This is a genomic window from Uliginosibacterium flavum (assembly GCF_040566545.1).
GTDB lineage: Bacteria > Pseudomonadota > Gammaproteobacteria > Burkholderiales > Rhodocyclaceae > Uliginosibacterium > Uliginosibacterium flavum.
Map to the genome: position 1 here is coordinate 1 of NZ_JBEWZI010000034.1, position 25782 is coordinate 25782.

At 62.0% G+C, this 25782-nt stretch carries 27 protein-coding genes and 1 pseudogene; 18 read left to right on the plus strand and 10 right to left on the minus strand.

The genetic code is table 11. The features are described from left to right. The first annotated feature begins 276 nt into the window (after positions 1-276). The 4 genes from ABXR19_RS18970 (at position 277) to ABXR19_RS18985 (ending at position 4064) form a co-directional block, all read left to right on the plus strand. Positions 277-744 carry a helix-turn-helix domain-containing protein gene (locus tag ABXR19_RS18970; protein ID WP_354602731.1) on the plus strand — a complete coding sequence of 156 codons (468 nt, stop codon included), beginning with the start codon at positions 277-279 and terminating at the stop codon, positions 742-744. 1 nt (position 745) lies between these two features. Further along, positions 746-1327: a PIN domain-containing protein gene (locus ABXR19_RS18975; protein ID WP_354602732.1), complete on the plus strand. Its 582-nt coding sequence runs from the start codon at positions 746-748 to the stop codon at positions 1325-1327. Positions 1328-1331: 4 nt separating this feature from the next. After that, positions 1332-3722 carry a TOTE conflict system archaeo-eukaryotic primase domain-containing protein gene (locus tag ABXR19_RS18980; protein ID WP_354602733.1) on the plus strand — a complete coding sequence of 797 codons (2391 nt, stop codon included), beginning with the start codon at positions 1332-1334 and terminating at the stop codon, positions 3720-3722. Positions 3723-3941: 219 nt separating this feature from the next. Then, entirely contained in the window at positions 3942-4064 is a 123-nt protein-coding gene (locus ABXR19_RS18985; protein ID WP_354602734.1) for a hypothetical protein, read from the plus strand. Between the two features lie 6 nt (positions 4065-4070). Here ABXR19_RS18985 and ABXR19_RS18990 read toward each other — a convergent pair whose 3' ends face one another. After that, positions 4071-4445 (minus strand): hypothetical protein, encoded by a 375-nt coding sequence (locus ABXR19_RS18990; protein WP_354602735.1) that lies wholly within the window; start codon positions 4443-4445, stop codon positions 4071-4073. Between the two features lie 64 nt (positions 4446-4509). Here ABXR19_RS18990 and ABXR19_RS18995 point away from each other — a divergent pair, with 64 nt between their 5' ends. The 5 genes and pseudogenes from ABXR19_RS18995 to ABXR19_RS19015 all read left to right on the plus strand — a co-directional run bounded on the left by ABXR19_RS18995 (position 4510) and on the right by ABXR19_RS19015 (position 7739). After that, the gene (locus ABXR19_RS18995; RefSeq protein WP_354602736.1) at positions 4510-4893 is read left to right on the plus strand and encodes a DUF8785 domain-containing protein; all 384 of its coding nucleotides are present in this window, start codon (positions 4510-4512) and stop codon (positions 4891-4893) included. Between the two features lie 3 nt (positions 4894-4896). Next, a complete protein-coding gene (locus ABXR19_RS19000; RefSeq protein ID WP_354602737.1) occupies positions 4897-5286 on the plus strand; it encodes a DUF4124 domain-containing protein in 390 nt (129 codons plus the stop codon). Further along, a pseudogene (locus ABXR19_RS19005) lies at positions 5283-5339 on the plus strand (SEC-C metal-binding domain-containing protein); the annotation flags it as partial. The gene ABXR19_RS19000 and the pseudogene ABXR19_RS19005, both read left to right, overlap by 4 nt. Before the next feature lie 36 nt (positions 5340-5375). Further along, positions 5376-5660 (plus strand): YchJ family protein, encoded by a 285-nt coding sequence (locus ABXR19_RS19010; protein WP_354602757.1) that lies wholly within the window; start codon positions 5376-5378, stop codon positions 5658-5660. Between the two features lie 120 nt (positions 5661-5780). Continuing rightward, positions 5781-7739, plus strand: a complete 1959-nt coding sequence (locus ABXR19_RS19015) for a hypothetical protein (RefSeq protein ID WP_354602738.1) — start codon at positions 5781-5783, stop codon at positions 7737-7739. Between the two features lie 45 nt (positions 7740-7784). Here the strand turns inward: ABXR19_RS19015 and ABXR19_RS19020 are convergent, their stop codons facing one another. After that, on the minus strand, positions 7785-9959 hold the full coding sequence (locus ABXR19_RS19020; RefSeq protein ID WP_354602739.1) for a primosomal protein N': 2175 nt from the start codon (positions 9957-9959) through the stop codon (positions 7785-7787). Between the two features lie 431 nt (positions 9960-10390). Beyond that, entirely contained in the window at positions 10391-11464 is a 1074-nt protein-coding gene (hemE, locus tag ABXR19_RS19025) for a uroporphyrinogen decarboxylase (protein WP_354602740.1), read from the minus strand. Between the two features lie 358 nt (positions 11465-11822). Here hemE and ubiB point away from each other — a divergent pair, with 358 nt between their 5' ends. Next, positions 11823-13346, plus strand: a complete 1524-nt coding sequence (gene ubiB, locus ABXR19_RS19030) for a ubiquinone biosynthesis regulatory protein kinase UbiB (RefSeq protein ID WP_354602741.1) — start codon at positions 11823-11825, stop codon at positions 13344-13346. Positions 13347-13496: 150 nt separating this feature from the next. Here the strand turns inward: ubiB and ABXR19_RS19035 are convergent, their stop codons facing one another. Together ABXR19_RS19035 and ABXR19_RS19040 are read right to left on the minus strand one after the other, a co-directional pair. Beyond that, positions 13497-14675 (minus strand): Eco57I restriction-modification methylase domain-containing protein, encoded by a 1179-nt coding sequence (locus ABXR19_RS19035; protein ID WP_354602742.1) that lies wholly within the window; start codon positions 14673-14675, stop codon positions 13497-13499. Positions 14676-14693: 18 nt separating this feature from the next. Beyond that, positions 14694-15671 (minus strand): endonuclease/exonuclease/phosphatase family protein, encoded by a 978-nt coding sequence (locus ABXR19_RS19040; protein ID WP_354602743.1) that lies wholly within the window; start codon positions 15669-15671, stop codon positions 14694-14696. A 109-nt stretch (positions 15672-15780) separates the two neighbouring features. On the opposite strand from ABXR19_RS19040, the gene crcB reads away from it, so the two are divergent. Both crcB and ABXR19_RS19050 read left to right on the plus strand, forming a co-directional pair. After that, complete coding sequence (gene crcB, locus ABXR19_RS19045; RefSeq protein WP_354602744.1) at positions 15781-16164, plus strand: fluoride efflux transporter CrcB; 384 nt, start codon at positions 15781-15783, stop codon at positions 16162-16164. Between the two features lie 32 nt (positions 16165-16196). Beyond that, positions 16197-17540: a hypothetical protein gene (locus tag ABXR19_RS19050; protein ID WP_354602745.1), complete on the plus strand. Its 1344-nt coding sequence runs from the start codon at positions 16197-16199 to the stop codon at positions 17538-17540. A 72-nt stretch (positions 17541-17612) separates the two neighbouring features. Here the strand turns inward: ABXR19_RS19050 and ABXR19_RS19055 are convergent, their stop codons facing one another. Then, the gene (locus tag ABXR19_RS19055) at positions 17613-17762 is read right to left on the minus strand and encodes a hypothetical protein (RefSeq protein WP_354602746.1); all 150 of its coding nucleotides are present in this window, start codon (positions 17760-17762) and stop codon (positions 17613-17615) included. Positions 17763-17893: 131 nt separating this feature from the next. Here ABXR19_RS19055 and ABXR19_RS19060 point away from each other — a divergent pair, with 131 nt between their 5' ends. The 4 genes from ABXR19_RS19060 to ABXR19_RS19075 all read left to right on the plus strand — a co-directional run bounded on the left by ABXR19_RS19060 (position 17894) and on the right by ABXR19_RS19075 (position 20487). Beyond that, the gene (locus ABXR19_RS19060) at positions 17894-18208 is read left to right on the plus strand and encodes a DUF190 domain-containing protein (RefSeq protein WP_354602747.1); all 315 of its coding nucleotides are present in this window, start codon (positions 17894-17896) and stop codon (positions 18206-18208) included. Between the two features lie 203 nt (positions 18209-18411). Then, on the plus strand, positions 18412-19869 hold the full coding sequence (locus ABXR19_RS19065) for a permease (protein ID WP_354602748.1): 1458 nt from the start codon (positions 18412-18414) through the stop codon (positions 19867-19869). Next, positions 19862-20260: a putative zinc-binding protein gene (locus tag ABXR19_RS19070; protein WP_354602749.1), complete on the plus strand. Its 399-nt coding sequence runs from the start codon at positions 19862-19864 to the stop codon at positions 20258-20260. The genes ABXR19_RS19065 and ABXR19_RS19070 overlap by 8 nt, the downstream gene beginning before the upstream one ends. Continuing rightward, complete coding sequence (locus tag ABXR19_RS19075; RefSeq protein WP_354602750.1) at positions 20257-20487, plus strand: thioredoxin family protein; 231 nt, start codon at positions 20257-20259, stop codon at positions 20485-20487. The genes ABXR19_RS19070 and ABXR19_RS19075 overlap by 4 nt, the downstream gene beginning before the upstream one ends. A gap of 12 nt (positions 20488-20499) precedes the next feature. Here ABXR19_RS19075 and ABXR19_RS19080 read toward each other — a convergent pair whose 3' ends face one another. The 3 genes from ABXR19_RS19080 to ABXR19_RS19090 form a co-directional block, all read right to left on the minus strand. Beyond that, entirely contained in the window at positions 20500-21777 is a 1278-nt protein-coding gene (locus ABXR19_RS19080) for an ATP-grasp domain-containing protein (RefSeq protein ID WP_354602751.1), read from the minus strand. Beyond that, positions 21770-22333: a sigma-70 family RNA polymerase sigma factor gene (locus ABXR19_RS19085; protein ID WP_354602752.1), complete on the minus strand. Its 564-nt coding sequence runs from the start codon at positions 22331-22333 to the stop codon at positions 21770-21772. The genes ABXR19_RS19080 and ABXR19_RS19085 overlap by 8 nt, the downstream gene beginning before the upstream one ends. A gap of 138 nt (positions 22334-22471) precedes the next feature. Next, positions 22472-23305 carry a hypothetical protein gene (locus ABXR19_RS19090; protein WP_354602753.1) on the minus strand — a complete coding sequence of 278 codons (834 nt, stop codon included), beginning with the start codon at positions 23303-23305 and terminating at the stop codon, positions 22472-22474. Positions 23306-23490: 185 nt separating this feature from the next. Between ABXR19_RS19090 and ABXR19_RS19095 the strand changes: the two genes are divergently transcribed. Next, positions 23491-24624, plus strand: a complete 1134-nt coding sequence (locus ABXR19_RS19095; RefSeq protein ID WP_354602754.1) for a TIGR02285 family protein — start codon at positions 23491-23493, stop codon at positions 24622-24624. Here ABXR19_RS19095 and ABXR19_RS19100 read toward each other — a convergent pair. Continuing rightward, the gene (locus tag ABXR19_RS19100; RefSeq protein WP_354602755.1) at positions 24587-24985 is read right to left on the minus strand and encodes a hypothetical protein; all 399 of its coding nucleotides are present in this window, start codon (positions 24983-24985) and stop codon (positions 24587-24589) included. The genes ABXR19_RS19095 and ABXR19_RS19100 overlap by 38 nt on opposite strands. Positions 24986-25116: 131 nt before the next feature. Between ABXR19_RS19100 and ABXR19_RS19105 the strand changes: the two genes are divergently transcribed. Next, a complete protein-coding gene (locus tag ABXR19_RS19105) occupies positions 25117-25737 on the plus strand; it encodes a type I restriction enzyme HsdR N-terminal domain-containing protein (protein WP_354602756.1) in 621 nt (206 codons plus the stop codon). The last annotated feature ends 45 nt before the right edge of the window (positions 25738-25782 follow it).

Here is a 25782-nt window from a genome sequence, read left to right on the forward strand (position 1 = left end):
ACAATTTCCTCGAGTGCGCTGCCGGCGACGGCGGCGGCGATCTCCGCATCCGTCAGGACGGGTACGTCAACGACCTGGCTGGAGAAGCTGTAGAGGAAGTTTGTGCACAGGCCGTTGAGGGTGCATTGAAGAGCATCGAAAATTCATCCTCCTATCGGGGGGATTAAAAAATACAGCCAGTAAACGTTTCGTTTATTTCGTTTGTTTCGTATATTACGGATATCAAGGTGCTACTTCTGGTAACACCCGTAGAGAAACAAACAGGAGGAAAGCATCATGGCAAACGCGCAAGCAGCCATCGACACCGTGCTGGATGAGCACGATGCGGCACTGGCGCAAGCCGCTCAACGTTGCTTGATGGCAGCGTTGGATCATTCGCGGGCGGAAACCATATGTCTGATTGCACAGGGTGAAGACGAAGCGGAGGCTGTTGTCGAGCTTCCCCCGAAGGTGCTGCGTTTCATGGCTGACCTGCTTGGAGTCATGGCGCAGCGTCAGCCTGTCACTGTGGTACCGCAGAAACTTGAACTCTCCACTCAGGAAGTGGCAAACATGCTGAATGTGTCGCGCCCGTACGTGGTCAAGGAGATCGATGCAGGACACCTGCCTTGCCGTAAGGTTGGTCGTCATCGGCGCGTCCTGTTCGAGGACATGATTGCCTATCAGCAGAAATCCCGCTCTGAATCGGATGCCGCGCTACAGGCCTTGGCCGATCAGGCTCAAGAGTTGGGCTTGGGATATTGATATGGCAGGGTCAGCACGCTACACGGTGATTCTGGACGCTTGCGTGCTGTACCCCGCGCCTCTGCGCGATCTGCTCTTGAGCCTTGCCAGTGCGGGCCTGTTTCATGCGCGCTGGTCTGAGCGGATTCAGAACGAATGGGTTCGCAACCTGTTGCTGCAACGTCCGGATCTGAAGCTGGAGGATCTGCAGCGCACCCGTGCATTGATGAGCAGTGCCATTCCAGATTGCCTCGTGATGGGGTGGGAACCCATCGAGCAGATCATTACGGGACTTCCGGACCCGGATGATCGTCATGTCGTTGCTGCTGCACTTCGCGGCCATGCCGACGCAATCGTGACTTTCAATCTGAAGGACTTCCCGGCTGAAGTCATGGATGCAATGCAGGTTGAGATTCAACACCCTGACGATTTCCTGCTGAATCAACTCGATCTGGCGCCATTTCCGGCACTTAAAGCCATCAAGGCCATGCGCACCAGACTGCGCAAACCGCCCATTGACGCAGCAGACCTGGTGACGATGCTTGAAAAGCTTCAGCTACCGCTGAGTGCAGCCAGACTGCGCGAGGTCAGTGAGTTGATCTGACGCTATGCCTGCTGATCACGCCTCGCTTGCAGCACTAAATGCTGAAAACGCTCGCCTGATCGCATTGCTTGAAGCGCATGGGATTGAGTGGCGTGCTCCTGACGCAGTGCCACCACCGTCACCACCGGTACCGGCCAAAGCTCTCGAAATCTCCAGGCTGACGACCGCTGAAAAGGTGGCTTTGTTCCGGCGCCTCTTCAGAGGTCGGGATGACGTCTATCCTGTTCGCTGGGAAAGCAAAACTTCAGGCAAGTCAGGTTACAGCCCGACCTGTGCGAACGAATGGCGCGCAGGGGTTTGCGAGAAGCCGCGCATCAAGTGCGGCGAGTGCAACAAACGGCTGTTCGTGCCGCTGACCGATTCCATTGTTTATGACCACCTGGCCGGTGAGCACACCATCGGCGTATATCCGCTTCTGCCTGACGATACCTGCCATTTTCTGGCGGCAGATTTCGATGAAGCAGACTGGCGCGAGGATGCCAAAGCCTTCCTGCAATCCTGCCGCGAACTTGGTGTGCCGTCTGCTTTGGAAATATCCCGTTCAGGGGCTGGTGCGCATGCCTGGGTGTTCTTCTCCAGTGCTGTTTCTGCACGTGATGCACGCCGACTGGGTTCTGCGATCATCAGTTTCACCTGCGCGCGCATGCGGCAATTGCAGCTTTCCTCCTACGACCGACTGTTTCCGAATCAGGACAGTATGCCCAAGGGCGGGTTTGGCAACCTGATTGCCCTGCCTCTGCAGAAGGCGGCGCGGGAGCGCGACTGCAGCGTGTTTGTGGATGAGCAACTGAATCCGTATCCGGATCAGTGGGCGTTTCTCTCGTCACTGGAGCGCATGCCGTTTCACGATATCGAGCCCGTCATCCTGCGTGCGACAGGTGGTGCTCACCCGCTGGATGTAAGCTTCATCGATGAAGAGGATTACGTCGAGCCCTGGAAAAAGCCCGTGCAGGCGGCGCCCAAGCTTGCCGGTCCGCTGCCCCAGTCTTTGACGGCCGTCCTCGCCAACCTCATCTATTTCGAAAAGGCGTCCCTGCCCCCAGCCTTGGCCAATCGCCTGATTCGTCTTGCAGCCTTCCAGAATCCAAAGTTCTATCAGTCTCAGGCCATGCGAATGTCGGTGTGGGACACGCCACGCGTGATCGCGTGTGCAGAGAATTATCCGCGCCACATCGCATTGCCCCGTGGTTGCCTGAGTGCGGTGGAGAATTTGCTCAAAAGCAACGGTGTTGGGCTTGAGCTTCGCGACGAGCGATTTGCGGGCCAGCCTGTTCAGTTGAGTTTTGCGGGGGTGCTGCGTGCGGATCAGGAGCGGGCGGTAGGCGAAGTGATGACCCATGATTTCGGCGTGCTCTGTGCGCCGACCGCTTTCGGCAAGACTGTGACGGCAGCGGCACTCATTGCCCGACGCGCGACCAATACTTTGATTCTTGTCCACCGCACTGAACTGCTCAAGCAATGGCAGGAACGACTGCAAAGCTTTCTGGGTGTGGGCAAGGAAATCGTCGGTACGATAGGGGGCGGTAAAGCCAGGCCGACCGGCTTGATCGACATTGCTGTCATGCAATCCCTGTCGCGGCAAGGCGAGGTCAATCCAATTGTTGAGAATTACGGGCAAGTCATCGTCGATGAATGCCACCACATCGGCGCCGTCTCGTTTGAAGCGATCCTCAAACAGATCAAGGCCAAGTACGTGTTGGGCCTGACGGCGACGCCCATCCGGCGCGACGGGCAGCAGCCCATCATCTTCATGCAGTGTGGCCCGATCCGGCATCTGGCGACGCGTTCAGAGTCTGCGCCACACGATTTGGAAGTGATTCCCCGCGCGTGCAACCTGATCATTGCCATGGCACCGGATGCGCGGATCCAGGATGTTTTCAGGCATCTGGCTGAAGACGTGGAGCGGACGGAGGCGATTGCAGATGAAGTTGGCAAAGCGTTCAGCCAGGGCCGAAAAGTGCTTGTCCTGACCGAGCGAACTGAGCACGTCGAGGCGATTCGGCAAGCCCTTGCGGTCAAAGAGCTTCCAGTTACAACGCTGCATGGGCGCATGTCCAAGAAGCTGCGCTCAGCCACGATTGCGCTACTCGAAGCGATGCCACCGGGTGCGCCACGTGTTTTGCTGGCAACCGGCAAGCTGGTAGGAGAAGGGTTTGATCATCCGCCGCTCGACACCTTGATTCTGGCCATGCCGATCTCGTGGAAGGGCAACTTGCAGCAGTACGCAGGCCGTTTGCACAGGGAGCACGCCACCAAGACTGATGTCCGGATCATCGATTTCATCGATACTGGCCATCCGGCATTGCTCCGAATGTGGGACAAGCGTCAGCGGGGGTATCGAGCGATGGGGTATCGGGTGGCTGGAAGCTCATCCCGGCTTGAAAGCCTTGTCTGAAGGAATCTTCAGGACGGTTTGAGGCTACAATTATCGCTATTGGTTCCCACTGTTTACTGTGCTTTGGGCGATGCGTTTCAGGATTTTTCACTATCCTTGTCACGGAATTCGGCTCTTTGCAGTTTCTGTGTCACAACAGTAAGCAAGTGATGACACAGAAAGTGGAAAAAGCTTATTGAATCAGTACTCGCGTTTTCAAGTTCTTTGTCACCCGACAAAATGTCGGATGACACGGAAAGTGAAATCCACTGGGGAGCCGGCGATCTGGAGCTGACCTTGCGTACGCCCGCTGACTTCGAAAAGGCCAAGCCTTTAATCGAGCGGGCGTATCAGGAAAACTGAGCACGCCTACATTTCCACCCCGCCGGCAGCCTTGATTGCATTGACTAGAAACGGCTTCACGGTGGAGTTGAACACCCAGTTTCGGTATCCCGCCTTGTATTTGCCGCCAAGGCGGCGCGCCCATTCCTTGATCTGTTCATTGAAAACTGGATCGTAGGGCGACCAGAGCGCGATGCCCAATGGCAGCTTGCGCAGCTCGACGTAGTGTCCGCTGACCCGGTAGCACTCCTTCTCTAGCCTGACCACTGGGTTGCGTTCGGTGGTTTCGGGCAATGCCTGGCTTTCGGCATGGGCAATTGCTTTTTGTTGAGTGAGGGATTCGAAGGCCTGATCGTGCCGCTGACCGATTCCATTGTCTATGACCACCTGGCCGGAGAACACAGCCTGTCATCGTTTCACCCGCACGCTGCTTTATACTGCCCAAAACCCACCAGGAGTTCATTCCATGCGCATCAACCAACAACGCGGCGCGGCCGTGCTGATCATCCTCGGCATCATCCTCGCCGGCATTGTGCTGCTGGGCGCGGTCTACACTTGGCTTACGCTGAGTTATAACTACTCCGATGGCGAGCGCGCCGGGTATGTGCAGAAGTTCTCGCACAAGGGCTGGATCTGCAAGACTTGGGAGGGCGATTTGGCACTGGTGAATCTGCCCGGTCAGCCGGCTGAGATCTTCACATTTTCAGTGCGTGACGATGCGGTCGCTACGCAGATCAACGCCTTGATGGGCAAGCGCGTTAGCGTCAGCTACGAGCAGCACATTGGCGTGCCGACCAACTGTTTCGGCGAGACGCAGTATTTCGTGACTGCCATTCGCGCGGTGGAATAAGCGATGAAATGGCGCATTCCCTTGCTGTTGGTGGTGCTCGCAGGCGTGGCTTTCTGGTCCGGCCTGTTCGGGCCGGCACTGGCCAAGCTGCAGTCGTGGACGGTCAGTACAGCCTCCGCGCTACCCTTGCCCCAATCCCTGCAGTCCCTGCCCGCCGCCATGCAGCCTGCGCCGACGGTGCTCTACCGCTGGAAAGACGCCAAGGGTCAATTCACCTACGGCACTCAGCCGCCGCCCAACGCCAAGGCTGAACTGGTCGCCGACAAAGGCATGATGAGCAGCGTGCCGGCCACCAAGATCCCGGAGCCGCCGAAAAAGGAACTGCCGCCGGGGGTGACGATTCAGCAGCTGGCGACCGAGCGCGCCATCGAACAAGCCACCGGGGCCAAGTGAACACGCCTTGCCCCTGCGGCTTGCCGGCTGAGTACGCAAAGTGCTGCGGGCGCTATCACGCGGGCGCTGCGGCACCCACGCCCGAAGCCTTGATGCGCTCACGCTACTCAGCGTTCGCGCTGGGTCTGGGCGATTACCTGCGCGCCACCTGGCATGCCTCAAGCTGCCCGACGGATCTGGATGTGAGCACACCACCACAGCCCAAGTGGATCGGCCTGAAAATCGCGGCGGTCGCACAACAGGACGAAACCCACGCCACGGTGCACTTCATCGCGCGCTGCCGCGTCGGTGGGCGGGCTGAACGCCTGGAAGAAAACAGTCGCTTCGTGCTGGAAGACGGGCGCTGGTATTACCTCGACGGCGACATCGCTTAAAGAATGGCTTCCTGCTTACCTGTGCCGGTAGGCATGGCGTAGAAGCAAGCTGCGCGCGGCTCTTCACGCTGCAATCCGAGGGCTTCCCGTCCCGGCGCCCGCCCTGCGATACTTCGCTCCATGCTCCGCTTTCTACTCATCAGCCTACCCACGGTCATCCTGGCGCTGTTCATCCCTATCGGCCATATTCTGCTGGCGGGTGCGGCGGTGCTGGCCGGGCATCGCTGGTGTTACAAGCTCGACTGGCCGCGCTACCGGCGCCTGCTCGGCAGCCTGTATGCGGGTCTGGCCCTGGGTCTGGGCCTGCAGTTCATCGTGGATTATGCCGTGGCCGGCAACTGGCTGGCGATGGTACTTGCACCCATCTACACCTGGCCCTGCGCCTGGGGGCTGTACATGCTGTTGAGCGAACCCTTCTCAACCGGCGCCGGCCAACCAGCACGTGAATTACCTACTTTCATGATCAACAAGTTGCCCGTGCCTGCCTTGCGACCTGACGGAAAAATCGATCTGCATCGCCCGGACAACACGCAAGCGCCGAACGCCTTCGAAACCTTCATGTGGGGTGAAATCGGCATGGGTGGGCCGAGCTATGGCGAGATCATTTTCGCCAATGGCTGTGCCTTCGCCTCGATGCTCGACGAGGTGTATCTGCTGGGCGAAGGCCGCTACGCCTGGCTCAGCCCCGCCGGCTGCGAAGAAGGCAGTCTGCTGGTCGATCTGCAGGCGCGGCGCTGCTACCAACTGCTGGGGCCGATGCCGGACGAGGAAAGCCTGCCCCGGCGCCTGGCCGAGGCGCGCGAATTGCCAATGGCGCAGGACGATGGCTGGTGGGTGCTGGACTACCCGGAGCGCGAACCCTTCCCGGACTTTGCCGAAACCCGCATCGCCAGTTCCGGCGGGCATCATGTGGTGAGCCTCTTGCCGGATACGCGTGGCATGTTGCGCAACCCGTTCCAGCGCTACGGCCACGCGCACTATCAGGTGAGCATTGACGGTGAGGTGTTCGGCGAGCCGGTCAGGATGCTGCCGCGCGCGCAATGGATCGACGCACCCCACGCCCCCGAAGACGACGACAACTGGCGGCGCTGGGAAGGCTGCTACCTGATCCTCAATGACGAGCTGCTGGATTTCTGCAGCCTGCGCACTCATTTCAGCACCGATGCCGCCACCCGCGTCGCACTGGGGCATTGCGACCCCTCCACCTGGCTGCATTTCGAAGAGATGACGAGCGATGCCCCCGGCCAGCTCGTCGCGACGGCCTGCGCCATGCCGCGCAACACATACCCGGACGAGGCGGAGAGCTATTCCTTCAGCTACGTCTTCCCGCATGACGATTACGAAGCGAGCTGGTGGGATGCCGAAGGCCGCGAGCACGAAGAGCTGCGCCCGCGCGCCACCCGCTATTACCTCTACCGCATCGACCTGTCCAAACTCAGCTACCTCGGCCAGTTGCGCCTGAGCGCGGACGTTGAGCTGATCAACCGCGCCCGGCCGGAAAACACCGCACGCTTTTTTCACGACTTCGGCAACGGGCCACACGCCGAGGCCTGGCATGGCTATCGTCTGCAGACTTCCTGCGGCGTCGATCCGGGCCTGGTGGCGCACGAGGCGATCTGGTCTGACTGCGGGCGTTACCTGGCGGTGCTGGGGTTTGCGCATGCGCCCGAGGTGCCGCATGAAATCCGCATCATCGACTTCGACACCAGTACCCTGCGCCGTCTGCCCGGCAACTACGCGTTGCCAAGCTTCAACTGGTTCGACGCGCAGAAGCTGGATTTCAGCCACATCATCGGCGTGAAGGAGGACTGCAGACTGCCCGGCCTCCCGATGCGCTGGGAGCAACATGATTTCCGCCTGGACGATGGCACGGCCGATGCCGCCCCCTACGATCTGCTGATTGCAGGCATCGAAGCCCGGCGCGAGCGCCTCAAGGCCTTGCAGGCCAAGCGCATCAAACCGGGGCAGGACGATCATTCCAGCGTGCATCTGATCAACCAGCACTGCATCCTGTTCGCGCCGGATTTCATCGCGCCGGTGCTGCAGCCGCCGGCCAATCAGGTTCGATCAGCGCAATAAGGACCGCGACGAAGATCGCTTGCCATCTTGCTCTGAAGTCTGGCGTCACAACTCGCCCGGATCTACATCCATGTGCCAACGCAACTCCTTAGGCAGTTTCAGCGCGTAGAGCAGCGGCATCAGGTCCGTCAGCATGCTTTGCAGGCCGGGCCGGGTGTCGGATTCGATGACGAGCTGGGCGCGTTCCAGTCGGGCCTTGCGTACCAGGCGCATCGGTACCACGTCGTAGAGCCGCGCCGCGCTTTGCAGGGCGTTGGCTTCGTCGCGCGCCTTGGCGAGGAAGGCGACGGCGGTGTCCAGTTCCGGCGCCTCGGCGCGCAGTACGGCGTGAAAACCATAGGGCGGGAAGCCGGCGAGACGCCGATCCGCGAGTTCGCGCTTGGCGAAGCCGGGGTAGTCGCGGCGCGCGAGGTGTTCATACAGCGGGTGCTCGGGAAACTCGGTCTGCACCAGCACCTCGCCGGGCAGCTCGCCGCGCCCGCTGCGCCCGGCCACCTGCATCAATTGCTGAAAGAGACGTTCCGGCGCACGGTAATCCGCCGCATACAGACCCGCATCCGCGCCGACAATGCCGACCAGGGTGAGCATCGGAAAATCGTGACCCTTGGCGAGCATCTGGGTGCCGACGAGGATGTCGATCTCGCAGGCTTCGATGCGCCCGCGCACTTCTTCCCATTGTGACGGGGTGCGCACGGAATCACGATCGACACGCTCGATGCGGGCGTTCGGAAAATGTTCGACAAGGCGTTCTTCGAGGCGCTGGGTGCCGCGCCCGAAAGCATGCAGATCCTGATTGCCGCAGCCGGGGCAAACGCGCGGCACCGGCGCCTCCGAGCCGCAGTGGTGACAGCGCAGGCTGCGGTCGGCGGCGTGGAAAACCATGTTGGCCGAGCAGTGCGGGCAGGCGCTGACCCAGTTGCACTGCGGGCAGGCGATCACCGGGGCGTAACCGCGCCGATTCAGGAAGACGAGGCTCTGCTCCTTGCGCGCCAGACGCTCGCCGATGGCCTTGAGCAGCCCCGGCGAGAGACCGTTGTCGAGCTTGACGCGGCGCGTGTCGATACGCCGCAGCGCGGGCGGGCGTTCGGCCACGGCGGGCAGCGGCAGATCGAGACGGGTGTAGCGCTTGGCCTCGGCGTGCAGCCAGGTTTCCAGCGAAGGCGTGGCCGAGCCGAGCACGATCGGCAGCTTCTCGTGATTGGCCCGCCACACGGCCAGATCGCGCGCCGAGTAGCGCAGGCCGTCCTGCTGTTTGAAGGAGCTATCGTGTTCCTCGTCGATGACGATCAGGCCCAGCCGGGGCAGCGGCACGAAAACGGAGAGGCGCGTACCGAGGACGATGTCCGCCTCGCCCTTGAGCGCCTGAACGAAGCCCAGCGAACGCGCGCCGTCGGCCATACCGCTGTGCAGAGAAACCAGATTGGCGCCGGGGAAGCGGCTGGCGACACGCTCCAGCAGCTGCGGGGTCAGGCCGATTTCGGGCACCAGCATCAGGATCTGCTTGCCGGCCGCCAGGGTGTGGGCGATCTGGTGCAGGTAGACCTCGGTCTTGCCGGAGCCGGTGACGCCGAACAACAGGAAAGGCGCAAAGCGGCCATGCGCGGCATTGACCTTTTCCACGGCGGCAGCCTGCGCCTCGTTCAGGGTCAGCGCGCCGATGGGCTCGCGCTCGCCCGCGCGGGCCACGGTTTCCAGCCAGCCCTTGGCGCGGGCTTCGCGGATCGCCCCCGAGGCATCGCCTTCGAGATCCGTCAGCAACTGGCTGCGGCGGCGTGCGCCAGCGGCTTGCACAGCTTCAACCGCTGCCAGCGCCTTGGTGATCCGTTTCGCTGCGCTGAGTGCGGCACGCCCCTCGGTGGTCGTGGTCAGCCAGGGATCGTCGTCACGCGGCAGCTTCACGGTGCGGCGGATGCCCGGCGGCAAGGCGGCGGAAATGACTTCGCCGAGCGGATGCTGGTAATAGCGGGCGGCGAACTGGGTCAGGGCCAGCCATTGGGCAGGCAGGGGCGGAATCTCGGCGAGCAGCTCCAGTACCACCTTGAGTTTATCCACAGGCGGGGAATCCGGTGGATCCAGCTGAACGATGACCCCGGTTTTTTCACCCGTACCAAAGGGCAGTCGGACGCAGTGTCCAACCGCCGGTTCGCTGGCTGGATCAGCCAGGTAATCGAACAGGCGAGGCCTGGGCAGCGGGAGGGCAACACGGACTATGCGGGTCAAGAAGCGTCTCTTATGGCGGGATAAAGTTCTTTTACGTCAGCCATTTGGCGGGTAAATCTCTAGTGCTTTAGGCGATAAATGCAGCAAGCGCTTGCTGCCAATCGAGCTTGCGTTTTATCCACAACTCCTGTGGATAAAAATGTGAGTATTGCGACTGCAGACGCGGCAACAACAGGGCTTGCGCACGATTGAGGATTCGTGTTAAGCCCAAATTAAAGAATAAAACCCGTTACTAATCATCAACTTGCGACACGGCGGCAATTTTCGCCGAGCGCCGCACTGCAGCATTCTGCGAGGAAAGGCATCTTGTGAATAAGTCAAGCCCTTGCGATGCCGCGCGGGCCGTACTTGTACACCGAATGCACCTTGCAAAGCGGCCTCCAGACTCACTTTGCATGTCACCCCAGTGCAACACGCCCGTCACGCGCCGGTCACACGCTTGTGCTGCTGCGCAAAGCCCGACTATGGCTGTGCACAGTGTCGACCAGCACGCGCACATTGTCGTGCGGGGCATGCTGCGAAATGCCGTGGCCGAGGTTGAAAACGTGGCCAGGCCGGGTTCCGACGGCATCCAGGATGCGTCGCGTCTCGGCCGCCACGCCCTCGGGCGAGCCCATCAAGGCGCCCGGATCGAGGTTGCCTTGCAAGCCGACCCTACTGCCTACAAGGGCATACGCTTGAGCAATATCAACAGTCCAGTCCAGACCCAGCGCATCGCAACCGGTGTCGGCCATTTCCGTCAGCCATTGGCCACCACCCTTGGTGAACAACACCACTGGTACGCGCTCGCCCTCGTGTTCGCGCTTCAGGCCAGCAACAATCTGGCGCATATAGGCCAGCGAGAATTCACGATAGGCAGCGCCGCTCAGGATGCCGCCCCAGGTATCGAAGATCATCACGGCCTGCGCGCCATGCTCGATCTGCTGGTTCAGATATTCAGTGACAGTGCGCGCATTGATGTCGAGGATGCGATGCAGCAGATCCGGCCGGCTGAACAGCAGGCCCTTGATATGGCGAAAATCGTCCGAGCCGCCGCCTTCGATCATGTAGCAGGCCAGCGTAAACGGGCTGCCAGAGAAGCCAATCAGCGGCAGCTTGTTCTTCAGTGCCTTGCGGATCTCGCTGACGGCGTTGAACACATAGCCCAGCTTCTCCATGTCCGGCACTTCCAGCGCCTTGATCGCCGCTTCGGTACGCAACGGGCTGGCAAAGCGCGGGCCCTCGCCCTCGGCAAAAGACAAGCCCAGGCCCATCGCGTCCGGCACCGTCAGGATGTCGGAGAACAGGATGGCCGCATCCAGCGGAAAGCGCGCCAGCGGCTGCAGCGTCACTTCGGTGGCGAAAGCGGCGTTATGGCACAGATCCATGAAACTGCCCGCATGCGCCCGCGTGGCGCGGTATTCGGGCAGATAACGGCCCGCCTGACGCATTAACCAGACCGGCGTGTAGTCGGTGGGCTCGCGCATCAGGGCGCGCAGGAAAGTGTCATTGATTGGGCGGGTCATGGTTTTTTTGTGCGCTCGGGGGTGGGGAGGGAGATTGTAACTTGTTGGTGAAGAAGGACTGAGCAATGAGGACTGAGGACTGAGTGATGTTTCCGCTGGCTGCGCCAGCGCAGTTTTTTGTAGGTCGGGCTTCAGCCCAACACGGGCGCGCAGACACGGCGGGGTATCGGGCTTGCGCCCAACCATACAGAATGGTGGCTGGAATGCCGCATCCAGCGGACTTCTTCAGGCAGGTGCCCGAAGAAGCTTGCCGGGCGCGGCTCTGCAAGTATGCCCACTCAGCACTCAGTCCTCATTGCTCAGTCCTCCGCCGCAGGCGGTGCTACCATCGCCCCTTTCCCGCCAGAGCCCTCCCACCGTGCGCCTGTTCCGCCTTCTCAAGATCATCTCCGTCGGTTTGCGTTTCGGTCTGGATCAGATGATCCGCGATCATGCCGCCAACACCCGCATCGGCGAATGGGTGCATCGCCTCGTGCCGGCACGCCAGTTTGCCGAGCCGCGCGCAGTGCGCCTGCGTCTGGCGCTGGAGTCGCTGGGGCCGCTGTTCGTTAAGTTTGGCCAGATGCTGTCCACGCGGCGCGATCTGCTGGCGCTGGATATCGCCGACGAGCTGGCCAAGCTACAGGATCAGGTCCCGCCCTTTCCTTCCGCTCAGGTATTCGAAGTGCTGCGGGGCGAGTATGGCAAGCCGGTGCACGAAGTCTTCCGCCAGTTCGAGGCCGAGCCGGTCGCCTCGGCCTCCGTTGCCCAAGTCCACTTCGCCGTGCTGCCCGATGGCACCGAGGTCGCCGTGAAGGTGCTGCGCCCCGGCATCGAGTCGGTGATCGAACACGACGTGGCCCTGCTCGACACAGCCGCCTTGCTGATCGAGAAACTGTGGGCCGACGGCAAGCGCCTGAAGCCGCGCGAAGTGGTGCAGGAATTCGCCCGTCACCTGGAAGACGAGCTGGACATGATGCGCGAAGCCGCGAATTGCTCGCAGCTTCGGCGCAATTTCCACGACTCCGCCCTGCTGCTGGTGCCAGAAGTGTATTGGGATTTCTGCACGCGCAAAGCTCTGGTCATGCAGCGCATGGTCGGCACGCCGGTCTCGCAGATCGACACTCTGCGCGGGCAAGGCGTCGACATGAAGGCGCTGTCGCGCGCGGGCGTCGAGATCTTTTTCACCCAGGTCTTCCGCGACGGCTATTTCCACGCCGACATGCATCCCGGCAACATCCTCGTGACCAATACCGGGCAATACGTGGCGCTGGATTTCGGCATCATGGGCACCCTGACCGATCGCGATAAAGCCTATCTGGCGCAGAACTTCCTGGCTTTCTTCCAGCGCGACTACAAGCGCGTGGCGCAGGCACACATCGATGCGGGCTGGGTGCCGGCGCATGTGCGTGTGGATGAGTTCGAAACTTCAATTCGCGCCGTGTGTGAGCCGATTTTCGACCGCCCGCTCAAGGACATTTCCTTCGGCAAGACCCTGCTGCGCCTGTTCCAGACCGCACGCCGCTTCGAGATGGAGGTGCAACCGCAGTTGGTGATGCTTCAGAAAACCCTGCTCAACATCGAAGGCCTCGGTCGCCAACTCGACCCGGATCTGGACCTGTGGCAAACCGCCAAACCCTTCCTCGAAAAATGGATGAGCGACCAGATCGGCTGGCGCGCACTCGTCCGGCATATCAAGGACGAAGCGCCGAACTGGGCCGGCACCCTGCCGCAATTGCCGCGCCTGCTGCACCGTTTGCTGAATATCGACACGCAGGAACGCGAAGCCGCGCGGCATGCCGAGTTGCTGGAATTGCAACGCAGGCGCAATCGCTGGATTACTGTGCTGACGCTTGGCGTATTGGGGTTGGTGGCAATCGAGCTGATGACCCGATTTTCATAAGGCGGACGAGCGAAGCGAACTCCGCCAGCGCTCCAGCAGATCGCCATATCTCACCCCGCGCCCCGAACCGCGGCTAGCCCTTGGTTAAAGGGCCGCTCCGGGCGGGCGTCTTCAGGCAGGTGCCTGCAGATCCAATACGGGCGCGGCTCTTCAGGCCTTCGGCAATAGTTCGCGAAAAACTTCCGGCAGCAGGCAGGTCTGCAGGCTGCGCTGGGTGAACAGGAAGCGTCCGTCGCAGACGAAACCCAGCTCCTGCCAATCCACAGCCGTGTTCAGCAGCTCGATGGCACGCTCGACATTCAGCGCGGGATGCTTCGCGAACAGCGCCAGAATGGATCCATCGTAATCCGGACAATCGTGCTTGAAAAACGGATTCGCGCGTCGCGTCTTGCCGTTCACGTAGATGCGCGCTGCCTCCGATACGTGATGACGTCGCCCCCATTTCCACCAGTTCGACTCATCAAAATTCGTCACCCGGCGCGCCAGCAGTTGTTCCTTGTGCGCGGCCAGATGATCGTTCTGCACGTCGTAGTACATACGCCGCGTCTCGCCCGTGTCCACCGTCTTCGAACACACGAATTCGCGGTTACCGCGCGGGTGCGTGAAGATCGAATCCGCGCCGGACACCGCGCCCACCTTCACGTCGAACAAGCTGGCCAGCGGCACCGAATAATCGTTGCGCAGGAACATCAGCTGCCCGTCGACCAGCGTGAACACGTGCCGGCCATCGCTCATGGTCCGGTCCCTGCGCCCCTTTTCGAAACGGAAAATCGCGCAGTTCGGCACGAAGGCGCCGAAGATGTTGCTATCGCCGGTCTCGATGAAATCGGTGATCGTGCCCTGCTCGAACAGCCAGGCATTCAGCTTGCGCGCCGCCGTCAGCTTGATGAAATCGCGCGGCACGATGAAGATCAGCTCGCCCCCGGGATTCAGATGGCGCACGCATTTTTCGATGAAGAACAGGAACAGGTTGCTGCGTGAATCGAACCGCGTCATGTCCAGGCGCGCGCGGGTTTCCGGCAGCACATCCTGAAAGCGCACATAAGGCGGATTGCCGATGATGCTGTCGAATTTTTCACTTTCCGGATAGGCAAAGAAATCCATGTTCAGCGCGCCCGCCGGCGCCACGCGCGCATCCAGTTCGATCGCCACGCAGCCCGGCAATTCGCGCGCAAACGCACCATCGCCGCAGGAGGGCTCCAGCACGCGACCCGCATTGCGGCGCAAACCCAGCATCTGCGCGACCACGGCGGGGGGCGTGAAGACCTGACCAAAATGTTCGACGGGGTGAAAAGACACGGCAACTACACCTGAACGAAAAGCCGGCATTCTACCGGCTGGCCGGCTTCAAGGTCGCGACGCAGGCAAAGCCAGCCTCACCAGCACCGGATAATGATCAGAGCCCAGATCCGGCCCGCGCGCGGTACTCACCACCGCCCAGTGCGACGAGACCAGCACATGGTCAATCGGAATCCCCGGGAACGCCCGGCCGATGGCGGGCCAAGTAGGCGTGATCCCGCTGGCGCGGCGAAGCCCCTGACCGGCCAGTCCGGCAAAGGCCGAGGACCAGGGCGTGGCGTTCAGATCACCTGCCAGCACGCTCGGCAAGGCGCTGGCGGCGGCTTCGGCGGCGCGCGCGGCGAGTTTCTGATTGCGCTGGACGTGATCGTAGCGCGACAGGGGCGGCATCGGATGCTCGGCCAGAATCCGCACGCGCTGACCGGCAACGTCCAGACTGGCGGCCAGTCCAGGAATGCCGTCTGCATCACGTAGCACTTCCACGCCAAACAAAGGGTGGCGCGAGAGTAGCGCCATGCTGAAAGGCCCTTCCTGCGTCAGCAATTGCTGATGCGGGTAATCGCTCAGGCCCTGCAAACCCGCCGCATAGGCTGGCGAGACTTCCAGCAGGATCACCACATCCGGCCGTGTCACGCCCAGCCAACGGCGCAGGGACTGAGCATCGTCATTCTCAAGATGCACATTGGCACTCACTACGCTCAGCACCACCACGCCTTGCGCCAAGGTCGGCGCCGAGGGTGCCGCCGTCAGCCAGGGCAGCGGCAAAGCCAGTAAAAGACAGGCCCAGCCCCGGTCTGCCCACGCCGCCAGCGCGCCGAAAACCAGCAGACCGCAAACGTACAACCACTGCCAATGGCAAGCCAGATCGATCAGCCAGGCCAGCGTGCTGTCCGATGCGGCCAGCAGATGCGAGGCCAGCGGCAACAGGAGGCCGACGAGACACAGCAGCGCAAGGACGCGGGCGCGCTTGAGCAGGCCCTGAAAACACGCGGAAGATGAAAGCCGGCGGAATTGAATGATTGGCATCGATGAAAGCCTACAGCAAGTTTGTCGGGCAATCACCCGTCGGCAACCCTTCCGTCAGCCCTCCCGGGGTATGCTTTCGGCTTCCACGATTTCCGCATCCGCACGACTCATGTTCAATTCCATTCTCGCCATCAGTGCAGGGGCTTCGCTCGGGGCGGTGCTGCGCTGGCTGCTGGGCTCCGGCCTGAACGCGCTGTTCCCGGCGATCCCGCCCGGCACCCTGGCGGCGAACCTGATTGGTGGCTATCTGATCGGTCTGGCCGTGGCCTTCTTCGGCCAACAGGCGGGCCTGGCGCCGGAATGGCGGCTGTTCGTGATCACCGGTTTTCTCGGCGGCCTGACCACCTTCTCGACCTTCTCGGCCGAAGTCACCTCGCTGCTGCAACAAGGCCGCCTGCTGTGGGCCGGCGGGGCGATTGCGGTGCATGTGCTGGGTTCACTGGCGATGACGCTGCTGGGTCTGGCAACTTACACGCTGCTGCGCTCCCACTGAATCAACACAGTCAGGCTCTTACACTTCACTTCATGTCGATCAAATTTTTCTGCGCGACCCTGCTGGCTATTAGCTGCACCGCTTCGGCGCAAGCCATTCCGTCCTTTCCAGGGGCCGAAGGCTTCGGCGCGGAAGCCAGCGGCGGGCGCGGCGGCAAAGTGGTATTCGTCACCAATCTGGAGAACTCCGGCAGTGGCAGCCTGCGCTCGGCGCTCTTCGGCTGGGGCGCACGCACCATCGTGTTCAAGGTCGGCGGCGAGATCAAACTGACTTCACCACTGAGCATTTCCGGCAGCAACATCACCATTGCCGGGCAGACAGCTCCCGATGGTGGCATCACCCTGCGCGGCCATCCGCTGATCATCTCCGGCAGCAACCTGATCATCCGCTTCATCCGCGTGCGCCACGGCAACGAGACCGGGCGCGATGACGACGCCGTTTCCATCGTGGACGGCGCCTCGAAAATCATCCTCGATCACGTCTCGGCCAGTTGGTCGATCGACGAAACCTTGTCACCGTCCGGCTACATCAAGGACATCACCCTGCAGTGGTGCCTGATCAGCGAAAGCCTCAACAACAGTGGCCACAAGAAGGGTTCGCACGGCTACGGCAGCCTGCTGCGCGCCGTGGGCGGGGTGAGCCTGCATCACAATCTGTGGGCGCATCATCGCGGCCGCAATCCGCGCTTCGGCGACAACTACGGCAAGCTTTTCAACGACGCGCCGACCTTCGATTTCCGCAACAACGTGATCTACGACTGGGGCGATTACGCGACGGGCATGGTCGATGGCGACATCCGCGTGAATTACGTGGCCAACTTTCTCAAGCCCGGACCAAGCAGCCGCTCGCTGCAGCCGGTCACCCTGACCACCTATGCCAATGAGAAGACGCGCTTCTTTACCGCCGATAACGTGATCGAAGCCCACCCCGAGATCACGCCCGCGAGCGGCAATTTCTTCGGCCCGGAAGCCGGCAAGACCACTGGCAACATCACCCACGTAAAAGAAGCCTTCGTGACCCCGCAGTTGAGCACCCAGTCCGCCGCCGAAGCCTACGCTCTGGTGCTGGCCCACGCAGGCGCCAGTGTGCCGCTACGCGATGCGGTGGATGTGCGCGTGATTGAGCAAGTCCGCAGCGGCAACGGTCGCCTGATCGATACGCAGAATGATGTGGGCGGCTGGCCGGTGCTGCCAGCCGGCATTGCCCCCGCCGACACGGATGAAGATGGCATTCCTGACGACTGGGAACTGGCGTACGGCCTGAATCCGAAAGATGCCAAGGATGGCGGTACCCTCAGCACCAGCGGCTACACGAATCTGGAGCTGTATCTGAACGAGTTGGCCGAACGTGCGATTACGGCCTTGATCAGCAAATAGAACATGGCTGCAGAGCCGCTCCCGGCGGACTTCTGCGAATAGCCTGGCTGAAGATTCGCTTGGTGATTGCCTCTACAGCAATGGTGGCGCAGCTGCGAAAGGATCAATCGCCGTGCTGCGCTCAATCCTCTTTTTGCCATCTTTCTGCGTGACATCCACCCTCTCCCGATTGAAGTAGGCGTGCCTTCCTTCCATGCCTGTCGGCCGGATGATGTGGTCCATGTGCCGGGCTCGCTGGCAATGGCGCTGCCGGGCATGGCAAATTTTGCGCTGTTCCGCAGCAACTGAGCCGGCACAAATCACCCGCACAGGCTTTACTGAAAGCAGGCGCCACCCTTTCGAGGAGACGTGTCATGCAAGGCTTTCAACTGAGCTTCTTCACCGAGCAGAGCCGTAAACATCACGGCCTGCCGCTGGGCGAATGGCTGCTGCAGGAGGCGCGCGCGCTGGGCCTGGGCGGCGCAACCCTGATGGCGGCCAGCGAAGGCTTCGGCCATCACGGCACGCTGCATTCGGCCCATTTTTTCGAGCTGGCCGATCAGCCGGTGGAGGTGACGCTGGCCGTGAGTGCCGCCGATGCCGAACGCTTTTTCGCACGCCTGGCAGACGAGAAACTCCAGATTTTCTACGTGAAGACGCCGATTGAATTCGGCATGACGGGTAGCTGAAGAGCCGCATCCACAAAGGGTCTCCGGGATGCGTGCTCCACAAGCCGCGCAGCGAGGTCATCTGCGGCACACCTGCTCACAGAGCAAGGCGGTAAGCGGCTCTTGAAGCATCCTGTTTCTGCATCCTTTTCCACCTTGCGGCGTCTTCCTTGTAAGCCACATCAGGCATGGCGTGGGTGAAATGGAAAGAAATGGGGGCGTTCATGTTCCTCAATCTGTTGCAGGCCGGCCTCGGCAATCTGGCGGCGTATCTGGCGGCGCATGTGCTGCTGTGCCTGCTGCCAGCGTTCTTCATTGCCGGCGCGATGACGGCACTGATTCCCAAGCAGAGCATTACGCGCTGGCTGGGCCGCACGGCGCCGCGCTACGTGTCCTATCCGGCAGCCGCGCTGGCTGGCAGCCTGCTGGCGGTGTGCTCCTGCACCATCGTGCCGCTGTTCGCGGGCATCCATCGCAAGGGCGCGGGGTTGGGGCCGGCGATCACTTTCCTGTTCTTCGCGCCGGCCGGCAACATCATGGCGCTGGCCTATACCGGCAGCGTGCTCGGCGCTGAATTTGCCATTGCCCGCGTGTTGCTGTGCCTGCTCTTCGGCATCGGCATCGGTTTGTTGATGGCGCTGATCTTCTGGCGCGACGACGCCAGCCACGACGCCGCGACCGATGCCTTCTTCAGCGCGGGCGAGCGTATCGGCAAGCCGGCGCTGGGCCTGCTGCTGGCGCTGGTAGCCACGCTGCTGGCCGGCACCCTGAAACTCGACGCCCTGAGCGCGGTGTTTGTCTCCTTTGAGCTGCCATTGCCGGGCGCCGAAACCTGGCAGGCGCAGCTGCTGAGCTGGGTGCCGTTCGATGCCGCCAAGGGTGAAGAGGGCGTCAGCGTGCAGGGTTCGCTGCTGATCGCACTGCTGGCGCTGATCGGGCTGAGCGCCTGGCGCGGCCTTACCAACATCTTCAATGGCGCCACGCGCTGGACCTGGGCGGCTTTGGCGGCGGCGGCCGCGACCTTGCTGCTGGCCACCCTGCGCCTGAGTCCGCAGGGCGACAGTCTGCAGATCGGCATCACCGGGCGCGTCTGCGCCGAAGGTGTGGCGTTGCTGGCCGTGCTGGCTTTCGCGCGGCGTCTGGACACGGATGCCTGGCACGCCTGGCTGTGGGAATCCTGGCGCTTCGTGAAGCAGATCTTTCCGCTGCTGGTGATCGGTGTGTTCTGCGTCGGCATGGCGCGGCAGCTGATCCGGCCGGAATGGATCGAGGCCGCCGCCGGTCGCAACGATCTGGCGGGCAACGCGCTGGCCGTGGGCTTCGGCGTCTTCATGTATTTCCCGACACTGGTCGAGGTGCCGGTGGCGAAGATGTTCCTGAGTCTGGGCATGCACCCCGGCCCGCTGCTGGCCTACCTGATGGCCGACCCGGAGCTGAGCCTGCAGAGCATCCTGATGACGGTGGCCATCATCGGTCGGCGCAAGACCTTGGCCTACGTGGGTCTGGTCGCCATCTTCAGCACGGCCGCCGGCCTGCTTTACGGCGCCTGGGTCGATGGGCTGGCGCTGCACTGGCTGGCCCTGCTGCTGGTGATGGGGGCGAGCTTGCTGGCGGCTGCCTTATGGCTGCTGCAACAACGCGCGAAGCTCGGACTTTCTGTACAGGAGACGCAACATGACTGAACAAACCTGCAAATGTGGCGTTGCCACGACGCTGATTTTCGCCTGTTCGGGTGCGGCGGACGTGGGCGCGCTGACCGATCTGGCCGCCAGACAACTGAGCCGCGAGCACATCGGGCGCATGTATTGTCTGGCCGGCATCGGCGGGCGGATTGCCGACATCCTGCGCACGACGACGGAAGCGCGCAGCGTGCTGGCCATTGATGGCTGTCCGGCCGCTTGCGCCAGTGCCTGTCTGCAACAGGCGGGCCTGAGCGGCTTTGCCCGCCTGCAGCTGGCCGATCTGGGCCTGCCGAAAGGTCACGCGCCGGCGACGCCCGAAAACATCGAGCGCGTGGTCACTGCCGCAAAAACACTCATCCCCGCTGACCCGATCGCCGGAGAAACACCATGAAAGTCACTATCTATGGACCCGGCTGTGCGCGTTGCCAGAAAACAGCCGAAGTTGTGCAGCAAACGCTGGAGGCACACGGCATTCCGGTCGAACTGGAGAAGGTCACCGACTATGCCGCAATGGCCGTTGCCGGCGTGATGAGCACACCGGGCGTGGCGCTGGATGGCAGGCTGGTATCCACCGGCAAGCTGCCTACCGTGGCCGAGGTGGAGAGCTGGCTGGGCTGAATAGCAATAGACCTACGCCTGCGCCAGCACCCACACTGGCGCAAAGCCGCCGCCCGGCGTGCGGAAGTTGGTGGTCTGGCCGCTGTACAGGCGTGCGGCCAGCAGGACGATCTGGCCGGCGTAGGCATAGGCGCGGATGTCGAGTTTCAGGCGCGCGGCTTCGCCGGGCTGGGGCACGAGGCGCTCGCTGGGCGCCGCGATGGCCTGGGCGACGTAATCGCCTTGCAGGATTTCGTCCCACACCCGGCGCGTGAGCTTGTCGCCGCGATACGCGGCACGGCTGCCGAAGCCTTCCAGCGGTTTGAAGAACAGGGTTTTGCGCGCGGCCCACAGCGCCTCGGCCCGCTCCGGCCTCACGAGTTCGGTCTGCGGCACCCCGGAGAGCAAGGACTGGCGCGCTTCTTCAGGCAGGTTCAGGCTTGCCAGAAAGGCCGCATCGGAGAGCAAGGCCAGGTTGCGTTTGTTGGCGTAGAGCGCATGCGCGCGCGGATGCGGGCTCAGCACGATGGCATCAGCCTCATACGCTGCGCGGAGCCCGGCGTGCGCGGGGTCATCCAGACGAAAATCGGTGAGGCGGTTGTAGACGAAATCTACCGCGCCCTCGGTATGCCATAGCCGACCCTCGCGCCAGACGAGTTCGGCCGGGTCAGCGATCACGGCGGCGATACCGGCCTGCTGGAACAGGTGGCGATAGAGCAGGAATTCGGGATAGAGGTATTGATTGGCCGGATCGCTGTCGACGAGGGCGATACGCGTCGGTTGGCCCGCGTGGCCGGCTTGTTGCCACTCCTGCCGGAACACATCGAGGATTGCGGCCTCGGCCTGTGGCCAGGCGGTGGCCGTGGCAAACAGTGATTCGGTTTCGGCGCAGCAGGCGCGCTGGGCGCGGGCCAGGGCGACATTGAGCAGCGCGCCGCCGGGATTGGTGTTGATCTCGATGAGGGAAACGCCATCAGCATCAAGATGGAAGTCGAAACCGAGCAGGCCGCCACGCGCGCCCTGGGGCTTTTGCGCCAGCGTGGCTGCATCGGCCAGCGCGCGATCTTGCCAGGCCGGCAGCGCGACCACTCGCTCCACGGCGGCAACGACGGCCGCCATGCTTGCGACCTGGGCCGGGCTGACGAAGACGCTGGAGGCCGAGAACAGATGCGGATGACTGTGCTGCAGATCCGGGCAGATCCCGGCCAGCGCGGGCTCCCGCGAGAGCTCGGCGCACAGGCGTTCGCGATCCAGAAACTGGCAGGCGCAGCCGAGGTTGAGCTGGCTGGCGAGGTCGGCGGCTTCAGTCATGATTTGATTCCAGCGACGGGCGCGGGACGAAACAGCAGATCTTGCCCTGTTCATCAAAGCGAACCTGACAGGCGCTGGCCAGCTGCGTCTTGAGACGTTGCCGGGCACGCTGCACACGCGACTTGGCACCGGGCAGGCTGATACCGAGCTGGTGCGCGTAATCCGCCTGACTCATGCCATTCAGATCGCAGCAGGTGATGGCTTCGCGATCTTCCGCCGATAGTTCGGCGAGCACGCGCGGCAGGCAGTTGGCGAGGCTGTCGACCGGCGGCGGCGCCTCGTCGGTCACACTCAGATCATCCGGCAGCGCTACGCTGTCACGCGTGCGGCGCAGCTGATCTGCCAGGGTGTTGCGCGTCACCTCGAAGAGCCAGGCGCGCGCATTCCCGATATTGCAGAAACGCTCGCCCTGGCGCATGGCCTTCAGGAAAACGTCCTGCAGCAGATCCTCGGCCAAGGGTTTGTCATGCAGCTGATGGATCAGCCAGCCGCGCAAGGCCCGCTCGTTCGCACGCCAGGCGGCCAGCAGACAGGGAACAGTGCTTGTTTCGCTCACGTCCTGATTCTAGCCGGGCGCTTGAACTGCGGCTTTGCGCCAGAACAGCGTCCTGCTCAAGACGCCCATTGGCGCTGACCATGGTCTGCCCCGCACCTATCCGGAGACGCCCGCGCAGTAGGCCTCTCCGGGCAGGCCTTAGCCCAGCTTGCCCACCAGCGCCGCGCTGATGCGAAAGGATTCGATCACTGTGCGGCGTTCGATTTTTTCCTTGCCGTCCTTCTGGGTGACTTCCACGTTCTCCAGATTGAAGTAGGCATGCGCGTCACCGGGGCACTGGTACACGCTGGCCAGCGCGTACTGGCTGGCGTCCTCGGTGGCGTGCTGCAGCATCTCGCGCAGCAGGGCCGGTGTGCTTTCCAGCTGGCTGACAAAGGCCTGGCTGTCGCCGACCCAAGTGTATTTTGAACTCAGTTCGGTCTTCTCGAACCAGCTGCCGGCATGCTCCGAAAAAGGCTTGCTGACCTGCACGCGCGCACCCAGCAGGGGCAGGCCGAGCAGGATCACGGCTTCGATCCCCCAGACGATATCCAGCCACACGCCCGACACGGCTTCGCTTGAATTGCGCAGAGACCACACGCCAGTCTCATTCACCTGCCAGGCCAGCGCCCAGACTTCCTCCGGATGACTCAGAAAATACAGCCAGCCCGGCGCCGTACCGCTGTCGGCCAGCACGAAGCCCAGCCAGGCAGCCCACTGCGCATACCCGCCGACGATGCCCACGCCGAGCCCGGCCAGGCTCGCAAACCAGCGGTTACGGCAATGGCCGTGATCCAGCGCCGTCATCATCAGCACCGCCATGATCCCGCCGAAGCCCAAGGTGATCAGGAAATTGATATAGACCAGCGGGATGTGCCAGATCAGCCAGGCATACAGCCACCCGAATGGAATGCTGCAGGCCGCCGCTAGCAGGACTGCGGGCAAAGTCTTGAGTGGCAGCTTGCCGGAAGGCTGGTAGTACATGGGGTCCATGACTTCCTCGGGATCAGGTAGCGCAGCGCGCCGGGAAGCCGCAGCTTAAAGCGGACACCGGCCGCGGGCCCTTCCACCCGGAAGGTATGCACCGCCGCCCGGCTTGTGGTTCAACAGTGCAGCGCAAAATCATCCGGGCGAATTGTGGCCTATGCTCATGCCTCAGCCTCTTTCCCGGACGCACCATGCTCCGTCTCCCCCGCCTCACACGCTGGCTCAGAACCACCCTGATAGCACTGATCAGCCTGCCGTTGGCAGCTTTCGCGGCGGAACCCGATCCGCTGGCCTGGTGCCAATTCGATTTGCCACCGATGTGGATTACCGACGGACCGAACGCCGGGCAAGGCGTTGTGGACGGACACGTTGGCTTCCTAGTTAAGAAACTGCCCGAGTACCAGCATCGGCAACAGCTTTCGAACATCGCCCGCACCCAGGCCGACATACGCGCCGGCGCACATGTGGTCTGTGGCGGCCTGCAGCGCAACGCCGAGCGCGAAGCCTACATGCTCTTCTCCGAGCCCTTTCTGATCACCTTGCCGCCACGCCTGATCCTGCCGCGCAGCAAGCTGGCGCAACTCAAACCCTGGCTCAACAGTGCCGGTGAACTGCGCCTCAGCGAAGCAATTCAGAACAGCAGCCTCATGCTGGGCATCAGCAGCGGGCGTTCCTACGGCCGTGCCGTCGACGAGCAACTCGCCGCGTTCAAAGGCCATCCACGCATCCTCAAGCGCCCCGCCGCCGATGATGTGGGTGAAGGTCTGGTACGCATGATGATGCTCGGCCGTCTGGACATGGCGATCGCCTTCCCCAGCGAAGAGCGTCTGTATCACGAAGTTTATCGGGCGCCGGGCGACGCGCTGGTGCATGTCGCCATCGAAGGCATGCCACGCTATATCCCGGTGTATTTCGTTGCCCCGCAGAACGACTGGGGGCGTCAATTCATCGTCAGGGTCAATGGGCTGCTGCGCCAATACTGGAGCGACCCGGAGTTCCGTCGCAGCGCCTTTTTCGGTCAGGATGCAGAAACCCGCGCACGCGTCGAAGCCTTCCTGCGCGAGATCGACCCGCGCCTGCTGCACCGAGACGAAAGCAAGACTCACTCACACACGCTTGATCAGGCGAGGCTTCAGGACATAAGCCTCGCAAAGCCGCACCGGGCGGACCTCTTCAGCACGCCTTGCCGCATAGGCAAGCTGGGTGAGGCTCTGCGGGCATGGCTTGTAGGGTGGGTTCGGAGCGCAGCGACAAGCCAGCATTGGCAATCGACGGATCGTGGTGGCTTTATTGCAGCTGCTGCGCCTTGGCGAAGGCGAGGATGACTTCGCAAACGATCTTCTTCTGCGGCGCAGGCAGGCTCAGAAAGGCTTCAAAAACTTCACGTTCGGTATAACCCACGCCTTCATCCCAACGCGCTTTCGCCTTGCGGATGCGCGCCTCAACTTCCGGCCCGTCACGTAACTCCTGTGGCTGTACGCGTAACCATTCCGCAAGTACCAGCAACTTCTCGTGGCTAGGCAAGGTTTCGCCGCGCAACCAGCGACGTACTCCGTGCAAGGTCATCGCCTTGCCCCAATAGCGCTGATTGAACTCGCGCTCCAGCACCGCTGGCTTAGGTTCCAGCCCTAAGGCTTGCATCGCGGCAATCAGGCGTTCGGCAAAAGCTTGTTTGGTTGGATTCATGCCGCAACGCTAGGCGGCGAGACTTTCAGTTACGCAACCAGCTTAACCAGTTACGCTTGCTGTTAGACTTTTGGTTACGTCACAACAATGCAAGGCTGTGTTGCCGATCGGCAACACACTGCCGCAATCACATGATCACCAAAGAAAACCTTCCCGAACTGCTCATTCTGCTGGGCTTCCACAAAAAAGGGAACGTCTTCAGTTGCCGCCCAAACACAGGCACTGCTGAACTCCAAGTCAATCTTGCCAAGGGAGAAATCATCTATCCCGAAACTGATGGCTTGACGGTCAATGAGCGCACGACCTGCAATCTCGCGTCCAATGAGAATTTCGTGGTGCTGGAGTGTGTGCATCGCCTGTTGATGAAAGGCTACAAGCCCGAAAACATCGAACTCGAACCCAAGTGGAAACTCGGGCACGGCGCCAGCGGTGGGCGCGCCGACATTCTGGTCAAGGACAACTCCGGCAAGCCACTGCTCATTATCGAGTGCAAAACCGCCGGTACGGAATTCAACCGTGCGTGGAACAAGACCCAACTGGACGGCGACCAGCTTTTCAGCTATGCCCAGCAGATCAGCGAAACCCAGTTTCTCTGTCTGTACACCTCCGATCTGAAAGACGGCGCGCTGGCCTACACCAGCCACATCATTGCCCACCGCGATAACGAGAAATATCTGGATGACAAACCCGACCTGAAAGGCTTCAAGACCGCCACTGACGTTAAGGCTACGCTGAACAAGTCTCCGTCATAGGGTTGAGTTCGGTAAAATTCGGCCCATGATGAAACAACAGACCTT